This is a genomic window from Xanthomonas sp. NCPPB 2586 (assembly GCF_041475775.2).
GTDB classification, from domain to species: Bacteria; Pseudomonadota; Gammaproteobacteria; order Xanthomonadales; family Xanthomonadaceae; genus Xanthomonas; species Xanthomonas campestris.
Window position 1 is genome coordinate 3,511,713 of the sequence record NZ_CM192981.1, and the last position, 16,874, is coordinate 3,528,586.

A 16,874-nucleotide genomic window follows, 5' to 3' on the forward strand; every position below is an offset into this window, starting at 1 on the left:
GGCCTGTGGCGCGCTGATCGCGTCACAGGTCTGCGCGGACGCAATGCTGATCAACGCCTGAAGTAAGCCGCGCGCCAGATCGCCAACGGTTTTTCTCGACAACGAACTGCACGTAGCCAACGTCACTCTGGCCGTTACCCACATCGTGCCGCTGCTGGAAAGCGACACGGCACCGCTACAACGCCCACCTGCGTTGCACGCTTGTCAGCGCTAGCAGCGCCACCTCAGGGATGCTGCAACTTCCTGTGTGCTGCACCGAAGACGCCACTGCTGCTTCCAGCCGCCGCGCAGATTAGGCACTGCAGTCGGGAGCTCTCTGCTGCAACTAAAGCACCGCAACTGATCCGCAGCCGTTGCACGCTCCAGGCGCTGCCACCGCCCCCGCAGCGCACTCGCATCGACATCCCGATACACGCCGCCCTACCCGCCCCCACGTCATCTCCGGATTGCCCTGCGCGCCAGACAAGCGCACCCTGCCGCAACGCTTGCTCACCAGGATTCGGCACCGATGACCACTTCCGACTCGCTCACCTCGCAACTTGCCGCGCAGTTGCAGGGCCCGCAGCTGCAGCAGCTCGCCAGCCGCCTCGGCATCGCACCGGAGCAGGCGCAATCGGCGGTGCAGACCGCTCTGCCCTTACTGATGGGCGCGATGGGCCGCAACAGCCAGCAGGCCGGCGGCACGCAGGTGCTGGCCAGCGCATTGCATCGCGACCATACCGCCGCACCAGATCTCGGCAGCCTGTTGGGCTCGCTGCTGGGCGGCTCGGCCAGCGGCGCGCAGGCCAATGGCGCCGGCATCGTCGGTCACCTGTTCGGCGACAAGGCGCCACAGGCTGCCGCGGGCCTGGGCCAAGCCACCGGCCTGGAACCCAGCAAGGCCAGCCAGCTGCTGCAGCTGCTGGCGCCCATCGTGATGGCATATCTGGCCAAGCGCTTCCTGGGCGGCGGCACGGCCGACACCAGCCAGCTGGGCAACGCGTTGGCGCAGGAACAGAGCCATGTACGCAACCACAGCAGCGTCGGCGGCCTGCTCGGCAGCGTGCTGGACCAGGATGGCGACGGCCAGCTCGGCCTGGGCGATGTGATGAAGCTGGGCGGCAGCCTGTTCGGCAAGCGCTGACGCCGCCGACCCCTGGGCACCCACGTCCTATCGATAGCGTGACGCTATCGATATGGTTGGATAATTCGAATTCAACTAATGATCGGCGTTGTATATCGTGTGCCCACACCCGTGTTGAGCCCGCCACCAATGCAGCCGCTGTCGTCCACACCCGCCGTCGTACAGCGCCCATCGGCCGCAGCCCCGCCCTGACGCACCCGCGTCACCAACGTCGCCCAGATTCGCTTCACCACCGCCGCAGTCTTTCCACCAGCGCGCGCCCTCCGGCACGCAGCTCCCTACGTGCAGCCGCACCCAGGTAAATGCCATGACTACCGAAGCAAAGTGCCCCTTCAACCACAGCGTCGTCGGCGCCGGCACCACCAATCCCGATTGGTGGCCCAAGCAACTGCGTGTGGACCTGCTCAACCAGCACTCGACCCGCTCCAATCCGCTGGCGGCTTCTTTTAACTACGCAGAGGCCTTCAAGCGTCTGGACCTGCAGGCGCTCAAGCAGGAGCTGCGCGCGTTGATGACCGATTCGCAGGACTGGTGGCCGGCCGACTTCGGGCATTACGGCCCGCTGTTCGTGCGTATGGCCTGGCACAGCGCCGGCACCTACCGCACCGGTGACGGCCGCGGGGGCGGCGGCCGCGGGCAACAGCGCTTCGCGCCACTCAACAGCTGGCCGGACAACGTCAGCCTGGACAAGGCACGCCGCCTGCTGTGGCCGATCAAGCAAAAGTACGGGCAGGCGATTTCCTGGGCCGACCTGATGATCCTCACCGGCAACGTCGCGCTCGAATCGATGGGCTTCAAGACCTTCGGCTTTGCCGGCGGCCGCGAAGACACCTGGGAGCCGGACCAGGACCTGTATTGGGGCCGCGAAACCAAGTGGCTGGGTGGCGATGACCGCTACGCGCACGGCTCGCCGGGCGTGGACCAGGCGCATGGCGTGCTGGTCAAGGACGACGACAGCGAAGTGCAGCACACCCGCGATCTGGAAAACCCGTTGGCTGCCGTGCAGATGGGCCTGATCTACGTCAACCCGGAAGGCCCGGACGGCAATCCCGACCCGCTGCTGGCGGCCAAGGACATCCGCGACACCTTCGGCCGCATGGCCATGAACGACGAAGAGACCGTGGCGCTGATCGCCGGCGGCCACACCTTCGGCAAGACCCACGGTGCTGCCGATGCGGCGCACGTGGCGGCCGAGCCGGAAGCCAGCGACCTGGAAAGCCAGGGCCTGGGCTGGCACAACAGCTTCGGCAGCGGCAAGGGCGGCGACACCATCACCAGCGGCCTGGAAGTGACCTGGACCACCACCCCGGCGCAGTGGAGCAACGACTTTTTCGACCACCTGTTCGGCTTCGAGTGGGAGCTGAGCAAGAGCCCGGCCGGTGCGCACCAGTGGGTGGCCAAGAACGCCCAGGCCATCATTCCCGATGCGCACGACGCCTCCAAAAAGCGTTTGCCAACGATGCTCACCACCGACCTGGCACTGCGCATCGATCCGGCGTACGAGGCCATCTCGCGCCGCTTCCACGCCAACCCGGACCAGTTCGCCGATGCCTTCGCGCGCGCCTGGTTCAAGCTCACCCACCGCGACATGGGCCCGCGCGCGCGCTATCTCGGCGCGGATGTGCCGGCCGAAGAATTGCTGTGGCAGGACCCGATCCCGGCCTTAAACCATGCGCTGATCGATGCGCAGGACGCTGCCGCGCTCAAGCAGACCGTGCTGAGCTCCGGCCTGAGCGTTGCGCAACTGGTTGCCACTGCCTGGGCCTCGGCGTCCAGCTTCCGTGGCTCGGACAAGCGCGGCGGTGCCAATGGTGCGCGCATTCGTCTGGCCCCGCAGAAGGACTGGGCCTCCAACGAGCCTGCGCAGCTGGCCCAGGTGCTGGCCACGCTGGAGCGTATCCAGGCCGACTTCAATGCACGCCAGTCCGGTGGCAAGCAGATCTCGCTGGCCGACCTGATCGTGCTGGGCGGCAATGCCGCAGTCGAACAGGCCGCGCACGCCGCCGGCCACGCGGTCACCGTGCCGTTCGCCCCCGGCCGCATGGATGCCTCGCAAGCGCAGACCGACGTGGAATCGTTCGCAGTGCTCGAGCCGGTAGCCGATGGCTTCCGCAACTACGCCAAGGCCCGCTACGCGGTGTCTGCCGAAGCGCTGCTGATCGACAAGGCCCAGTTGCTGACCCTCACCGCACCGGAAATGACCGTGCTGGTCGGCGGCCTGCGCGTGCTCGGCGCCAACACCGGGCAGTCGCACAATGGCGTCTTCACCACCCGTCCGGGCGTGTTGAGCAACGACTTCTTCGCCAACCTGCTCGACATGCGCACCGAGTGGAAAGCCACGTCCGAGACCAAGGAAACCTACGAAGGCCGCGACCGTGCCACCGGTGAGCACAAGTGGACCGGCACACGCGTGGATCTGGTGTTTGGTTCCAACTCGATCCTGCGCGCGGTGGCCGAGGTCTATGCCAGCGCAGACGCACAGGAGAAGTTTGTGCAGGACTTCGTGGCCGCGTGGACCAAGGTGATGCAGCTGGACCGTTTCGACCTGGCCTGAGTGAAGCGCAGCACGCGCTTGCTGCGCGCGCTGTCATGGCCGAGCGCGATTGCTGCCACACGCGATGTCACTGCAGTAACGCAAACGCCCCGGTTCGCCGGGGCGTTTGCGTATGCGGCATTGCGCGCGATTGTGCTGTGGCCGCGATATGGCGTTACGTGCAGCATGGCGCATGCGGCATTGACGCTATGTGGGTGTTGCGTCGTACGGCCGATAGAGCGTTTAGACGCCAGGACTCTGCGTCGTACGGCCGAGTGATCAAGTCATGAGATGCGCCGCGCTTCATGCAACTCCGCCGCACGATCACCGGCCCTACATCCGCAACCGCAACCGCAACGCTACGACGCGTCGATATCACCCAGCGCGGTGATCAAGCGACGTGCGCGTTTATCCGGCTTGCCATCGGGCGGGCGATACCCGGTGCGCTCGGCGGCACGTTGCAACCGCCACTGCGCGCGCGCTTCGCGCGACGCCTCGGTTTCCGTGTAGAGCGCCTGCGCCACCGGCGCCGGGCCGCGCACCTCGCTCAGGGCCGCCACGGTGATCTCGAAAATTTCGCCGCCGCGGTCGATCCGCAGCTGCTCGCCGGTGCGCACTGCACGCGACGGTTTAGGACGCTGACCGGCCACATCCACCTTGCCGGTATCCACGGCATGCTTGGCCAGGCTGCGCGTCTTGAAAAAGCGCGCCGCCCAGAGCCAGACATCCAGCCTGACCGTGACCGCTGATTCCACCTGTAGAGTCATCGCGTTGTGCTTGTCGTATCTGTTGAGGGGCTGCCGCAGCGCTCCGTCCTTTCGAAACTGCCGGGGGACAGGCAACGATCTGCCGCGATTTCCGATATTTGGGCCGGGCCCAGGGAACTCAAGCAAGGCCAGCCAGCGCGCAATGGCGTGCACGGGGCAGTGCCTGAACGCTTCGGTGTTGTGCTGGCTGCATGTGGCGTTACGGGCGCGCGCACGCAGTACTCGCAACGCACCCAGTGCACCGGAAGCCCGCAATTAAAGTCGCTGCGGCGCGCCTGGTGCCTTTACGCAAACTGCCGCCGCGCACAGGCATCAGCAATCCTGGACCGTCCCTGCCAAGCCTTCAAGAAAAACTCCGGTAGTCACCGTCGTGCCCGCAGGCACTGCGCCGATCCCGGTGAGCACACGCAGCCGTCGCAGCTCAGCCGGAGCCACACCAACTTTCAGCGCGTATTTCCTCCGAACCGCAACGCAGCGCCGCTACCGCGCATGCATGCCGCACACCCGCAATGCTAGTGTGCGCAGCTTCCGCACATGGCTGGCCTGCGATGCCCAAATCCGCCGTATTGACCGAGGGACCGATCGGCAAGAACCTGCTGCTGTTCGCGTTGCCGATCCTGGCAGGCAACATCGCCCAGTCGCTCAACGGCTCGATCAATGCGATCTGGATCGGCCGCTATCTCGGCGAAGCCGCGCTCACTGCGGCGGCCAACGCCAACAGCATCATGTTCTTTCTGATCGGCTCGGTATTCGGCATCGGCATGGCCGCCACCATCCTGATCGGCCAGGCCATGGGCGCGCGCGACATCGCCCAGGCACGCAAGGTCATGGGCACCAGCGCCACGTTCTTTGGCGGGTTGTCGGCACTGATCGCCGTCGCCGGCTGGTGGCTGGCGCCACACCTGCTTGCCGCGATGGGCACGCCACCGGCCTCGCTGGCGCTGGCCGAGGATTACCTGCGGGTGATCTTCGTGGCCATGCCCACCATCTACCTGTTCGCGTTCCTGTCGGCGGCCCTGCGCGGCACCGGCGATGCACGCACGCCGTTTCGCTTCCTGCTGCTCTCGGTGGTGCTGGACATCGTGTTCAACCCGCTGCTGATCTTCGGCGTTGGCCCCTTTCCGCAGCTAGGCATCGCCGGCGCGGCCTGGGCCACGGTGCTGGCGCAGTCGGTGGCGCTGGCGGGGCTGCTGCTGTATCTGCGCAGCCGTGGCCACGTGCTGTGGCTGGGACGGCGCGACCTGGCGCTGTTCCGCATCGATCCCGCCATCCTGCGTGCGCTGGTGGGCAAAGGCGTGCCGATGGGATTGCAGATGGTGCTGATCTCGCTGGCCATGATCGCGATGCTGACGCTGGTCAACGGCTTCGGCACCGATACCGCTGCCGCCTATGGCGCAGCCCTGCAACTGTGGAACTACGTGCAGATGCCGGCGATGGCGCTCGGCGCGGCCTGCTCGACGATGGCCGCGCAGAATGTCGGCGCCGGCCTGTGGGCGCGCGTGGATGCCACCGCACGCACCGGTGTGGCCGCCAATTTCCTGATGACCGGCCTGCTCATCGCACCGCTGATCCTGTTCGACCGCTGGACGCTGGCATTGTTCCTGCCCAGCGACAGCCCGGCGCTGGAGATCGCGCGCCACCTCAATCACATTTCGATCTGGTCGTTCCTGCTGTTCGGCGTGACCTTCGTGGTTTCCGGCGTAGTGCGTGCCACCGGCGCGGTGATCCCGCCACTGCTGATCCTGGCGTTCGCGCTGTGGGGCGTCCGCGTGCCGCTGGCCAACCTGCTGCTGCCGCACCTGGGCGCGGACGCGGTGTGGTGGAGCTTTCCGATCAGCTCGGCCTGCTCGATGCTGCTGTCGCTGGCGTACTACCGCTGGGGTGGCTGGCGCAAGGCCCGCATGCTGGCAACACCGGCGCATCCCTCCGAACTGGCATCGGCAGCGGAAGTGCCGGCCCACCCGGCCGCCCCGATTGCCGACCCCGCCCCACTGACCGAGCCGCCTGCAGCGCAGCCGCGCTGATCGTTTAGCGAAGTTGCTGCTTACGATGCGTTGCAGACCGATCGAGCAATGCAATGCGATGCGCGAAGTGCTGTACCGCCGTGACCGACGCAATGAAACGCCAACGGCAACGTGCGTAAAAAAACCGCGATGGCCGCACGTGGCAACACAGCCGGCACCGGCGCAGCAAATGACGGACGGCGCTGCTCCGTAAAAGATGGCTAAATGCCGAAAGACGACGCGCGCATCACGCCAGCGGATCCTGCCACCTGTCATTCGGTCACCTGCTCAGTCTGCACATGTGTGCGACGAGACGACTTGGCAGCACTGCACACTAGCGCCGACCGCACGACGCGTGCGCTGCCACCAATGACGCAGTCACGCACTACGCAAGCTTGCGCCCGCAGCAGGGCGAAGACTCAGAGCGACTCACGCTGGGAAGAATGCGTGACACGTCGCGCGTGTTGAATGCATCGGTGCAACGACAGCTGCGCTGCAGGGTTGAACCACATGCAGTGCACCGACCAGCGTCTGCGCCAGTATCGCTACTGTCCGACAGAAACCGCATCGCGTGCCCTAACTGCATCGATGCAACGACAGTTGCGCTGCAACGTTGGACTACCCGTCCACTGCACAGCGCGTGCGACACGCATAGCTACCACTCGACACGAAACGAGCGTGTGCATCAGCGCAAGGACAGCTGAGCCGCACTGTTGAACCAGACTCGCTGCACTGCCCAACCCTGCTGCGGCATCGCTACCAGCCGACAGCAAACGCGTCGCGTGCTCTGATTGCATCGATGCGTTGCCAACTGCGCGCTGCAGCGTTCAACCACACGTGCTGCACTGCCAAGCGCCTGCGGCAAATCGCTACTGCCCGACAGCAAATGCATCGTGTGCTCTCACTGCATCAATGCATCGACAGTTGCGCTGCAATGTCGAACCAACCCGCCGGACTGCCTAACGTACGAAAGCCTCGCCACGACTCGACAACAAACCGGCACGCCACACCAGTCATTGCCATCGCATTGCTTACCGCCTTGCAGGCAGCCAAACGCCAAAACGCAAACAGCCGCCCAAAGGCGGCTGTTTGGCAGTGGCGGGACAAGCCCGCCAATGTGACTTACTCGGCCTTGGCAGCAGCCTGGCGAGCAGCCTTGGCCTGCGCAGCGGCAGCCAGGTCTTCCTTGATGCGGGCAGCCTTGCCTTCCAGACCACGCAGGTAGTAAAGCTTGCCGGCGCGGACCTTACCGCGACGCTTCACTTCGACCGAGTCGATGATGGCGCTGTGGGTCTGGAACACGCGCTCGACGCCGAAGCCGTGCGAGATCTTGCGGACGGTGAACGCGGAGTTCAGGCCAGCATTCTTGGTACCGATCACGACACCCTCATAGGCCTGCACGCGCTCGCGGTTGCCTTCTTTCACCTTGACGTTCACCACGACGGTGTCGCCCTGGTTGAACTCCGGCAGCTGGCGCTGGATCTGGGCGGCTTCGAAGTCAGCCAGGATGGTCTTGTTGAGTTTGCTCATGATGGGCACCGCGTGTCTGGTGATATTGGACCGGCAGTCGCCGCACGGCGATTGCTCGAGGTTCGTGGCAGGGCCAGACGCAAGGCTGGCCAGCAAGCCGCATATTATACCCCTATCTGTTTCGCTAGAGCTAGGGGTGAGCCCTTATTTCTCGTCGCCCGGGGCAAGTTCGCGACGGAACTCTTCCAGCAGACGTCGATCCTGCTTGTCCAACGTGGCCTCGTCGAGCAACTCCGGCCGACGCAGCCAGGTCCGGCCCAACGATTGCTGCCGCCGCCAGCGCGCAATGGCACCGTGGTTGCCCGACCGCAGCACCTCCGGCACATCACCCCAGGCATGGCTGGATGGATGGCTGTAGTGCGGGCAGTCCAGCAGCCCCTGCGGGCCTTCGAAACTGTCCTGGGCTGCGGATTCGGCATCGTTCAACACGCCGTCCTGCAACCGGGTCACCACATCCACCAGTACCGCCGCACCGAGCTCGCCACCGGACAATACGTAGTCGCCGATGGAGATTTCCATGTCCACGGCCTGGTCGAGAAAGCGCTCGTCGACACCTTCATAGCGCCCGCACAGCAGCACCATCCGCGGCAACTGGGCCAGCTCGCGCGCCAGTGGCTGGGTCAGCGGACGCCCTTGCGGGCTGAGGTAGATCACCGGTGCCGGCCGCGCATCGGCGGCTTTCGCCGCTTCCAGGCAGGCCCGCAACGGCTCGATCAACATCACCATGCCCGGGCCGCCACCGAAGGGACGGTCGTCCACCCGGCGGTAATTGCCCTGCGCATGGTCGCGCGGATTCCAACCCTGCAATTCGAGCAGCCCACGTTCCTGCGCCCGCCCGACCACGCCGAACGCCGCGCATTGCGCGATGAACTCGGGGAACAGGCTGATGACGTCGATGCGCACTGGGGAATCGGGACCGGGGAATGGGGAGAGCAAGAGCGGAGCCGAAGCACCGCTTCGATCAGAAATCCGGATCCCAGTCGACCACGATCAGGTTGGCCTCGAAATCCACCGACTTGACGTACTCCGGCAACACAAACGGGATCATCCGCTCGCGATCACCGCGCACCACCACCACATCGTTGGACCCGGTTGAGAACAGATGCGAGACCGCGCCGAGCTTGATGCCCTCCACGGTTTCCACCTGCAAGCCTTCCAGATCCACCCAGTAATACTCATCGGGCTTGGGCGGCGGCAGCGCACTGCGGGCCACATAGATCTCGGTCCCGTGCATGGCTTCGACGGTGTCGCGGTCGGTGATGTCGGGGAACACCGCAATCAGGTTCTTGCCCTGATCGCGCCCACGGACCCCACTGAGCACCGACTCCTGACCCGACGGCGTGCGCACGATCCACGGCTGATAGCGGAAGATCGCACTGCGCGGCTCGGTCCAGGATTCGAGCTTGAGCTCGCCCTTGACACCAAAAGCGCCGACAATCCTGCCTAACAGGATGCGGCGCTCGGTCGGCTTCATCTGTGTCGACTCTGGGCCAGGCAGCGATGCCCGGCCCTCAAGATCAGGCCGCAGCGGCCTGGGACTTGGAGGCTTCGCGATACAGGTTACGCACCTTGTCGGTCAGCTGTGCGCCCTGGCCGACCCAATGGTCGACGCGTGCAACGTCCAGCACGACGCGCGGCTCGGCGCCCTGCGCAACGGGGTTGTAGTAACCCAGACGCTCGATGTTGCGGCCGTCGCGCGCGCTGCGCACGTCGGTCACGATGATGTGGTAGAACGGACGCTTCTTGGCGCCGCCGCGGGTCAGTCGAATCTTGACCATGGTGTGTAGTCCTAAGTTGCCCAGTCGCCAGGGTGGCGCGGTAAGCCGGCGATTATAGCGGGGCCCGGCGGCGAAGCCAACCCACCGGCCGCCAGCGCCTGTCATCGCTCAAATCGCTTGCCAGGGCTGGGTCTGCAGGGCCTGGGCCAGGAGCGGCAGTTGCGCGGTATGCGGACCCCAGCGGGCCGGCCCCATCGCCACGATCGCCTGCTGCCCCCGCGCATTACAGGCAAATGCCCCATCAAACCGGTCCAGTTCGTCCAGCGGTACTGGCCGACGGATCTGGCTGACTCCCAGCGCCTCCAGCCCGGCCTGCAGCAGCCGTTGGCGGGTGCCCAGCAAGGCCGGGCCCTGCGGCCAGACCACGCCGCCGCGTTCCCACAGGCCAAGATTCCAGAACGCACCTTCCAGCACCCTGCCCTGCGGGTCCTGCAGCACCACGTCGTCGTGATCGGCGTTGATTGCCAGCCGCCGCAGGTGCAGCAGCGGGAACGTGCCGACATGCTTGAGCTCAGGCTGCTCACGGACGTAGGGGGTCACCTGCACCCGCAGCCCGGTGTCGGGCATGTCCAGCGGCGGCGAGACCGCCATCAGCACGTCCAGCGCCACCTCGCGCAGCGGGTTGCGGAAGTCGTACTCCTGCGCGAACACGGTAATCCGCACACTGGCGTCGGCCATGGCAGAGGCCTGCAGGGCCGTCTGTAGCTGCGCACGCACCTGCGCGGGAGTGAGTTCCTGTCCGAACAATGCACGGCTGCCCTCCTGCAGCCGCTGCAGATGCAGCTCCAGGCCCTGGGTGGCGCCGCCACGCACCTGCAACGAGGTGAAGTGGCCGTAGTTGACCAGCGCCGCGGCGCCGAGCTGGGCCGCGGTAGCAGGCGCGCCGTTGCAGAAGATCACCGGCACACGCGTGCCTGTGCCTGGGCCCACCACTGCGTGACGAGGTCGGCGGCCGGCTGCGCGGGCGCCATCCATGCGGACTGCCCGGCCCAGGCCTGCAAGGCGTCAAGGCGATTCTCGCGGGCGGCCGCCTGGCGCATCACCGCCGTCAGCGCGCGCTGTATCGGGTAGGGCGCCGGCGGTGGCGCGTCCACTGCGGCGGCGGCGCGGACGTAAGCCGTGGCGATCGACCGCCCCAGGCGCCCGGAAAATGCACGTGTTGGCCAGGTCTGCTCCGGCTCTGTGGCCGCCAGGGCGTTGGCCCAGGCGCCGGGCAGCGCCGCTTCGGGCGTGCGCAACAAGCCGGTGCCGATCTGCACCGCGCTGGCGCCCAGGGTGAGGGCCGCAGCAATTCCACGTGCATCGGCAATGCCGCCGGCGGCGATGACCGGAATCTCCAGGTGGTCGACCAGACGAGGCAGCAACGCGAACAACCCGGTCATCTGGCGCTCGGCCTGGCTGGCATCGAACGCGCCGCGGTGACCGCCGGCTTCCGCCCCCTGCGCAACCACCGCATCGGCGCCCGCAGCCTGCGCCGCGCGTGCCTCCTCCAATGTGGTGGCGCAGGCGAACCAGGCGATGCCGGCGGATTTCAGGCGGCTGACCTGATCGGGCCGGAACACGCCCATGATCGAGGAGGCCACTGCCGGGCGGGCCTCCACCAATGCATCGAACTGCGCATCGAAACCGGCCGGGGTGGCATCGCCGGCATCGGCCGCCACCGCCGGGCCCCACTGCTCCAGAAATGCACGCATGCGCGCTTCGGCATCGGCGTCGCGGTCGGGCGCCGGATCGGGGATCCACAGATTGATCTGCGCAGGCCCGTCACTGGCCTGCCGGAAGGCCTGCACCCAGGCCACGATGTCCTGCGGTTGCGAGAGCACCGCGCCCATCGCGCCCATGCCGCCCGCCGCGGCCACCGCAGCCGACAACGGCACCGGGCAGGCGCCGGCCATCGGGCTGAGCAGGATCGGCACGCGCAGCCCGAAGCGCTGACAGAACGCGGCTACGTGCGCATAGGGACCGTCTGTCGCCAGGGTCGCGGCGGCCATGTCAGTGCGCGCCTTCCAGCAAGTGCACGATCCTGGGCCACTGCATCTGCCGTGCCAGGTCCAGCGCGGTCTTGCCGCTCGGAGTGCGCAAGGTGGGGTCGGCCCCATGCTGCAGCAGCAAGGCGACTGGCTGGTAATTGCCCGCAAGCGCATCGCGCTGCAACAGCGTCCAACCTGCGTCATCGCGCAGTTGCACCATCTCCGGCTGATCGCGAAGGCCTTCGTCGAACTTGGGGCCCATGTTCTCGCTCATCGGATGCTCCTGTTGCAGCGGATCTTCGATCCCCGGCGCAACAGGCGTGCCCTTGCCGCCGAACATCTTGTCGAACAGGCCCGGTTTGCGCGCCGCGGCCTGTGCCGGCACCAGCCGCACCGCGCCGGGCTCACCGAAATCCAGGCCCCAGGCGGCATCGTGCTCGGCGCGCTCGTCCGGCGCCATGCCACGCCGCATGGCATCGATGGTGTGGCCGCCGTAGACCTTGCCGTCGACCACGTACATCCAGTCTTCCAGATCCGCGAACGGCGCCGACACCGCGTCGCCGGCTGTGAGCGCTTCGATCCATTCCGGTTCGTTGAGCAGGCTGCCGGAGATCTGCTCGCCGTCGAAGTGCACATCGGAGATCCACATGTGCTCATGCGTTGGCGCAGCGTGCACTTCCTGCGCGGCGCTGTCGGTGGCGAACGGCAGTTTGACTGCGGCCATATCCAGGCCCGGAACGATGCGGCGGTATTCCCAGGACAACTCACGCCAGAAGAATTTGAACGTGTGGCGCGCGGCGACATAGCCCGCCTGCAACGCGGCATCCTGGTTGTCTGCGAAATACATCCGGGTATCGCTCATCTGCTGGCGCTCCTGCCAAGAAAGAGGCAACACGCTACTGCAGCCATGCAGCGAGGGCAACGCGTGCACGACAGATGTAGCGCAATGCCGCATCCGTGCGCGCATAAGCCAAACCGCTGCTGGAAGGCATCGGCATGCGAAAACGAACCCATCGTGGCGCGGCCCGGCCAGGGAGACATCATGGCCATTGTCCCTGCGCCTGGCGTGCGCTCGCCAAATTCAGAACCGGCGCCCACGCGGCATGGCGCTCAACACCGATCAGTACTGCAACGGCAACGGCAGGACATCCCGATACCAGTCTTCCACCATCACATCGCGCAATGCGAACGCGCGCACGGCCTGCGGACGCTGCACAAACGCGCCCCACAGGCGAATGTCGACAAATGCCGATGAGGGCCGCGTGCGCCACGCCTCCGGACCGAAGAGACGAACTTCCAGGCAATAAAAGCCATCGGCGATACATGTGATCTGCCTGCACGCAGGCGTTGTCGCACTTGCCCACAGATGCTCGAGATCCGGGCCACGGACGAGCTTGAACACACGCAGCTCGCCCTGGGTGCGCCCGGTGCAATTGTCGGGCAAGGGCAGCGGCTGGTCGAAGTATTCGGCGGCCCAGGCGCATTCCAGAGCCAGCACATCGCCCTGGCTCAGTTGGAAAAAATAACGGTGAAGATGCGTATGTTTTTCCCGCCATGACGAGGCGGGATCCGACGCTGCCGTCACGTCCCACGCATCCTGCGCGCTGCCGAATAACAGCACCGACCTGCTTGGCGCCGCAGACACTGTCGTCGTTTCCAATTGCGCATGCGGCAGTACACGCGCTTCGTCTTCGATACGCACTCTTGGCGTGCCGTCATCGCACTGTTCATAACGCAGATGCGAGCCATGCGCGGGCCGCCACGGCAGCGCAAGCCGGTCCGGCTCCGGCACGCACACCCAAAGACTCACCACACCCGGCGAAGGGCCATACGCCTGACCGATGCCGACTGAGTACACGCCGGTTTGCCCGACCGGCACACGCACCTCCCGCGTTGCGAAAACGTCCACCCACTGCGGATGGTTGGCGGCGGGACGCCAGAGATCGCAGCGCCACTGCGCAGGTGCGTCGCCGTCGTTCGGTGCGGGGTGAAATGCGAGCACCAGCGCATCGCCTGCCCGCAGGAAAACATCGACCGTCGTACAGACGTCCTGCCGCGGGTAACGCTCTTCTTCGTAGGCGGCGACGTCGATGATATGGCGCCGCCATTGACGCGGCGTGTCCAGGCCAGGCCGCAGATCAGCGGGCCGCAGCGGCGTGTTCGGCAATGCCGCCAGGCGGATGGTCGACTTCGACTTCGAGTTCGAGTTCGACTTCGCCGGGGTATCGGACACCGCAGCTGCACCCGGCGGTTCACCAGCGACGTTTGCGCGCGCCTCGGCACGTTCATCGATCAGCCCGGCGACCACCACGACCACCACCCAATACACCACCACCGCCAGCAGCACCGTCCAGCCAGTGGTCGACTGCAGCGCCAGCGTGATCGCCAGCGCGAGTTCCAGGCACCGCCTGCCTGCCACGGTACTCATGTGCGCGAGCGCGTGGAACTCAGCGGAACGGCATGCCGCCGCGGCCGCCCATGGCGCCCATCATGCCTTTCATGTTGCGCATCAGGCCCTTCATGCCGCCGCCGGCGAGCTTGCCCATCATCTTTTCCATCTGCTGGTACTGCTTCATCAGCTTGTTGACGTCGGCCGGCTGCATGCCGGAGCCGCGCGCGATGCGGGCGCGGCGCGAGCCGTTGAGCAACGCCGGGTTGCGGCGTTCCTTCTTGGTCATCGAGTTGATGATGGCGATCATGCGCGGCACTTCCTTGCCGGTGACCTGCTGCTTGACGTTGTCCGGGATCTGGCCCATGCCCGGCAGCTTGTCCATCAGCCCATGGATGCCGCCCATGTTCTGCATCTGCTCGAGCTGTTCCTTCATGTCGTTGAGGTCGAACTTCTTGCCCTTGGCGACCTTGGCGGCAAGCTTGGCGGCTTTTTCCTGGTCGACACTGTGCTCGACCTGCTCCACCAGCGACAGCACGTCGCCCATGTCCAGGATGCGGCTGGCCACGCGGTCCGGATGGAACACGTCCAGGCCGTCGGTCTTTTCGCCGGTGCCGACGAACTTGATCGGCTTGCCGGTGATGTAGCGCACGCTCAGCGCCGCACCGCCGCGCGCGTCGCCGTCGGTCTTGGTCAGCACCACGCCGGTCAGCGGCAGTGCCTCACCAAAGGCCTTGGCGGTGTTGGCCGCGTCCTGGCCGGTCATCGCATCGACCACGAACAGGGTTTCGGTGGGATTGACCGCGGCGTGCAGCGCCTTGATCTCGTCCATCATCGCCGCATCGATCGCCAGGCGGCCGGCGGTATCGACCAGCAGCACGTCGGCGAAGGACTTGCGTGCATCGCTGATGGCCGCACGCACGATGTCCACCGGCTTCTGCGAGGCATCGGAGGGGAAGAACAGCACACCGACCTGTTCGGCCAGGGTCTTGAGCTGCTCAATCGCGGCCGGGCGATAGACGTCGGCCGAGACCACCATGACCTTCTTCTTGCGCTTTTCCTTCATGTGCTTGGCGAGCTTGCCCACGGTGGTGGTCTTGCCCGCACCCTGCAGGCCCGCCATCAGGATGATGGCCGGCGCCGGCACATTGAGGTTGAGGTCGGCAGCGGCGGCGCCCATGACGGCGGTGAGCTCGTCGCGCACGATCTTGATCAGCGCCTGGCCCGGGGTCAGCGACTTGAGCACTTCCTGGCCTACTGCACGCACCTTGATGCGTTCGATCAGGGCCTGTACCACCGGCAGCGCGACGTCGGCCTCCAGCAGCGCAATGCGCACCTCACGGGTGGCTTCGCGGATGTTCTCCTCGGTCAGGCGGCCACGGCCACGCAGGCGCTCCATGGTGCCGGAGAGACGTTGGGTAAGGGACTCGAACATGCGCAAGGGACCGCGTAAGGGGAAACGGGTGCCGATTATAGCGGCACCGGCTGACGGCCTGCCCCGGCCAGCGCCGCTACCCCGGACCAGCGCCCCTGTCCTGCCCGACATGGTCAGCTCGCCCAGGCCGCCCGCGTCGCCGCCAGCCCGACCAGCGCCAGGTCGATGCCCGGCCCCACGAGTGCTCGCTGCCAGCCCCTCAACTCGCGCGACCCACAGCTGCTGCTTCACGAATCCCGATTCCCGAATCCCGGCCCCACCAATATGCGAAACTTCAACGATGACAATCGTTCTCATCGCCTTTGCCCTGTACCTGCTGGCCGCCGGACTGCTCACCCGCGCCGTACTGCGCGATGGCAACCAGTCGCCCGCGCGCTGGCTGCTGCCGGCCCTGGCGGCCGTGGCACTGCATGCCGGCTATCACGTGCTGGTGGCGTTTCGCACTGCGGGCGGGCCGGACATGCACTTCTTCGCCGCACTGTCGCTGACCGGGCTGGGCATGGCCGGACTGACCGCGGTGTTTGGCGGACGCGGGCGCATGGCAGCGGTGGGCGTAGTGGTGTTTCCGCTGGCGGCAATCCTGCTGGCCTGTTACCACGGCTACGGCCACGAACCCAGCGCGGATCTGGGCTGGCGGCTGGAACTGCATGCCTGGATGGCGCTGCTGGCCTACGCCACGCTGGGGATCGCCGCGTTGCTGGCGATCATGCTGTGGCTGCAGGAGCGTGCGCTGCGCCGGCGCGACTTCCACACCTGGCTGCGGGCGCTGCCGCCATTGACTGAGCTGGAAACGCTGCTGTTCCGCACGATCACGGTGGGCTTCATTTTGCTCACCCTGACCTTGCTGACCGGCCTGCTGTTCGTGCAGGACTTCCTGGCCCAGCGGCTGCTGCACAAGACCGTGCTGAGCATCCTGTCGTGGATCGTATTCGGCGCGCTGCTGATCGGCCGCTGGCGCAACGGCTGGCGCGGCACCAAGGCGGTGCATTGGACGCTGACCGCCATGGCCTTGCTGGTGCTGTCGTTCTTCGGCAGCAAGTTCGTGATTGAACTGGTGCTGGGGCCGCGCGGCGGCTGAGGGTGGGCCAGGCGGTGGCGCGATGCGGCGATATTGGAGGCGTAAGCGCCTATCCATTGCTCGCGATTGATCAGGCACGCCAGCCTGCAGTGTTAGCGATCACTAAGGCCGGTGTTACCGGCCGTGTACGCTCGCTGCGCTGAGACGCATTGCGGCCGCCGAGGTGGCTGCAGTTACAGCCACGACCAGCAACGCGCCGCTACCTCACCGCCACGCCGGGCGTCATCGACGCACGCGCCGGACGATCTCGTCTGCAGGAGCAGCCCAG

Annotated in this window: 14 protein-coding genes; 4 read left to right on the forward strand and 10 right to left on the reverse strand. The window is 66.3% G+C overall.

The features are described 5' to 3' along the window. The first annotated feature begins 508 nt into the window (after positions 1 to 508). Together ACCQ09_RS15265 and katG are read left to right on the forward strand one after the other, a co-directional pair. Complete coding sequence (locus ACCQ09_RS15265; RefSeq protein WP_040941616.1) at positions 509 to 1,123, forward strand: DUF937 domain-containing protein; 615 nt, start codon at positions 509 to 511, stop codon at positions 1,121 to 1,123. A gap of 307 nt (positions 1,124 to 1,430) precedes the next feature. Beyond that, positions 1,431 to 3,677 carry a catalase/peroxidase HPI gene (gene katG, locus ACCQ09_RS15270; RefSeq protein WP_040941617.1) on the forward strand — a complete coding sequence of 749 codons (2,247 nt, stop codon included), beginning with the start codon at positions 1,431 to 1,433 and terminating at the stop codon, positions 3,675 to 3,677. A gap of 338 nt (positions 3,678 to 4,015) precedes the next feature. Here the strand turns inward: katG and ACCQ09_RS15275 are convergent, their stop codons facing one another. After that, entirely contained in the window at positions 4,016 to 4,423 is a 408-nt protein-coding gene (locus ACCQ09_RS15275; RefSeq protein WP_040941618.1) for an RNA-binding S4 domain-containing protein, read from the reverse strand. A 548-nt stretch (positions 4,424 to 4,971) separates the two neighbouring features. On the opposite strand from ACCQ09_RS15275, the gene ACCQ09_RS15280 reads away from it, so the two are divergent. After that, the gene (locus ACCQ09_RS15280; protein ID WP_011036400.1) at positions 4,972 to 6,447 is read left to right on the forward strand and encodes an MATE family efflux transporter; all 1,476 of its coding nucleotides are present in this window, start codon (positions 4,972 to 4,974) and stop codon (positions 6,445 to 6,447) included. Positions 6,448 to 7,548: 1,101 nt separating this feature from the next. Here ACCQ09_RS15280 and rplS read toward each other — a convergent pair. The 9 genes from rplS to ffh all read right to left on the reverse strand — a co-directional run bounded on the left by rplS (position 7,549) and on the right by ffh (position 15,528). After that, positions 7,549 to 7,956: a 50S ribosomal protein L19 gene (gene rplS, locus ACCQ09_RS15285; RefSeq protein ID WP_011036399.1), complete on the reverse strand. Its 408-nt coding sequence runs from the start codon at positions 7,954 to 7,956 to the stop codon at positions 7,549 to 7,551. Positions 7,957 to 8,100: 144 nt separating this feature from the next. Further along, on the reverse strand, positions 8,101 to 8,859 hold the full coding sequence (trmD, locus tag ACCQ09_RS15290; RefSeq protein WP_012438935.1) for a tRNA (guanosine(37)-N1)-methyltransferase TrmD: 759 nt from the start codon (positions 8,857 to 8,859) through the stop codon (positions 8,101 to 8,103). Between the two features lie 58 nt (positions 8,860 to 8,917). Further along, positions 8,918 to 9,430, reverse strand: coding sequence for a ribosome maturation factor RimM (gene rimM, locus ACCQ09_RS15295; protein WP_012438936.1), 513 nt, complete (start codon positions 9,428 to 9,430; stop codon positions 8,918 to 8,920). A gap of 43 nt (positions 9,431 to 9,473) precedes the next feature. After that, on the reverse strand, positions 9,474 to 9,734 hold the full coding sequence (rpsP, locus tag ACCQ09_RS15300; RefSeq protein ID WP_011036396.1) for a 30S ribosomal protein S16: 261 nt from the start codon (positions 9,732 to 9,734) through the stop codon (positions 9,474 to 9,476). Positions 9,735 to 9,842: 108 nt separating this feature from the next. Then, entirely contained in the window at positions 9,843 to 10,640 is a 798-nt protein-coding gene (locus tag ACCQ09_RS15305; protein ID WP_040942368.1) for an aminotransferase class IV family protein, read from the reverse strand. Beyond that, positions 10,631 to 11,725, reverse strand: coding sequence for an NAD(P)H-dependent flavin oxidoreductase (locus ACCQ09_RS15310; protein ID WP_040941619.1), 1,095 nt, complete (start codon positions 11,723 to 11,725; stop codon positions 10,631 to 10,633). Before ACCQ09_RS15310 ends, ACCQ09_RS15305 begins: the two co-directional genes overlap by 10 nt. A 1-nt stretch (position 11,726) precedes the next feature. Beyond that, positions 11,727 to 12,566, reverse strand: coding sequence for a DUF2314 domain-containing protein (locus ACCQ09_RS15315; protein WP_011036393.1), 840 nt, complete (start codon positions 12,564 to 12,566; stop codon positions 11,727 to 11,729). 258 nt (positions 12,567 to 12,824) lie between these two features. Continuing rightward, the gene (locus tag ACCQ09_RS15320) at positions 12,825 to 14,051 is read right to left on the reverse strand and encodes a hypothetical protein (protein WP_228428444.1); all 1,227 of its coding nucleotides are present in this window, start codon (positions 14,049 to 14,051) and stop codon (positions 12,825 to 12,827) included. A gap of 100 nt (positions 14,052 to 14,151) precedes the next feature. Further along, complete coding sequence (gene ffh, locus ACCQ09_RS15325) at positions 14,152 to 15,528, reverse strand: signal recognition particle protein (RefSeq protein WP_011036391.1); 1,377 nt, start codon at positions 15,526 to 15,528, stop codon at positions 14,152 to 14,154. Positions 15,529 to 15,808: 280 nt separating this feature from the next. On the opposite strand from ffh, the gene ACCQ09_RS15330 reads away from it, so the two are divergent. Then, positions 15,809 to 16,606: a cytochrome C assembly family protein gene (locus ACCQ09_RS15330; RefSeq protein WP_011036390.1), complete on the forward strand. Its 798-nt coding sequence runs from the start codon at positions 15,809 to 15,811 to the stop codon at positions 16,604 to 16,606. Positions 16,607 to 16,874: the final 268 nt, after the last annotated feature.

Bases quoted from the DNA above. Each gene is read 5' to 3' on its own strand.
- ACCQ09_RS15265 (WP_040941616.1), top strand. From the start codon at position 509: ATGACCACTTCCGACTCGCTCACCTCGCAACTTGCCGCGCAGTTGCAG.
- katG (WP_040941617.1), top strand. From the start codon at position 1,431: ATGACTACCGAAGCAAAGTGCCCCTTCAACCACAGCGTCGTCGGCGCC.
- ACCQ09_RS15275 (WP_040941618.1), bottom strand. From the start codon at position 4,423: ATGACTCTACAGGTGGAATCAGCGGTCACGGTCAGGCTGGATGTCTGG.
- ACCQ09_RS15280 (WP_011036400.1), top strand. From the start codon at position 4,972: ATGCCCAAATCCGCCGTATTGACCGAGGGACCGATCGGCAAGAACCTG.
- rplS (WP_011036399.1), bottom strand. From the start codon at position 7,956: ATGAGCAAACTCAACAAGACCATCCTGGCTGACTTCGAAGCCGCCCAG.
- rimM (WP_012438936.1), bottom strand. From the start codon at position 9,430: ATGAAGCCGACCGAGCGCCGCATCCTGTTAGGCAGGATTGTCGGCGCT.
- rpsP (WP_011036396.1), bottom strand. From the start codon at position 9,734: ATGGTCAAGATTCGACTGACCCGCGGCGGCGCCAAGAAGCGTCCGTTC.
- ACCQ09_RS15310 (WP_040941619.1), bottom strand. From the start codon at position 11,725: ATGGCCGCCGCGACCCTGGCGACAGACGGTCCCTATGCGCACGTAGCC.
- ACCQ09_RS15315 (WP_011036393.1), bottom strand. From the start codon at position 12,566: ATGAGCGATACCCGGATGTATTTCGCAGACAACCAGGATGCCGCGTTG.
- ffh (WP_011036391.1), bottom strand. From the start codon at position 15,528: ATGTTCGAGTCCCTTACCCAACGTCTCTCCGGCACCATGGAGCGCCTG.
- ACCQ09_RS15330 (WP_011036390.1), top strand. From the start codon at position 15,809: ATGACAATCGTTCTCATCGCCTTTGCCCTGTACCTGCTGGCCGCCGGA.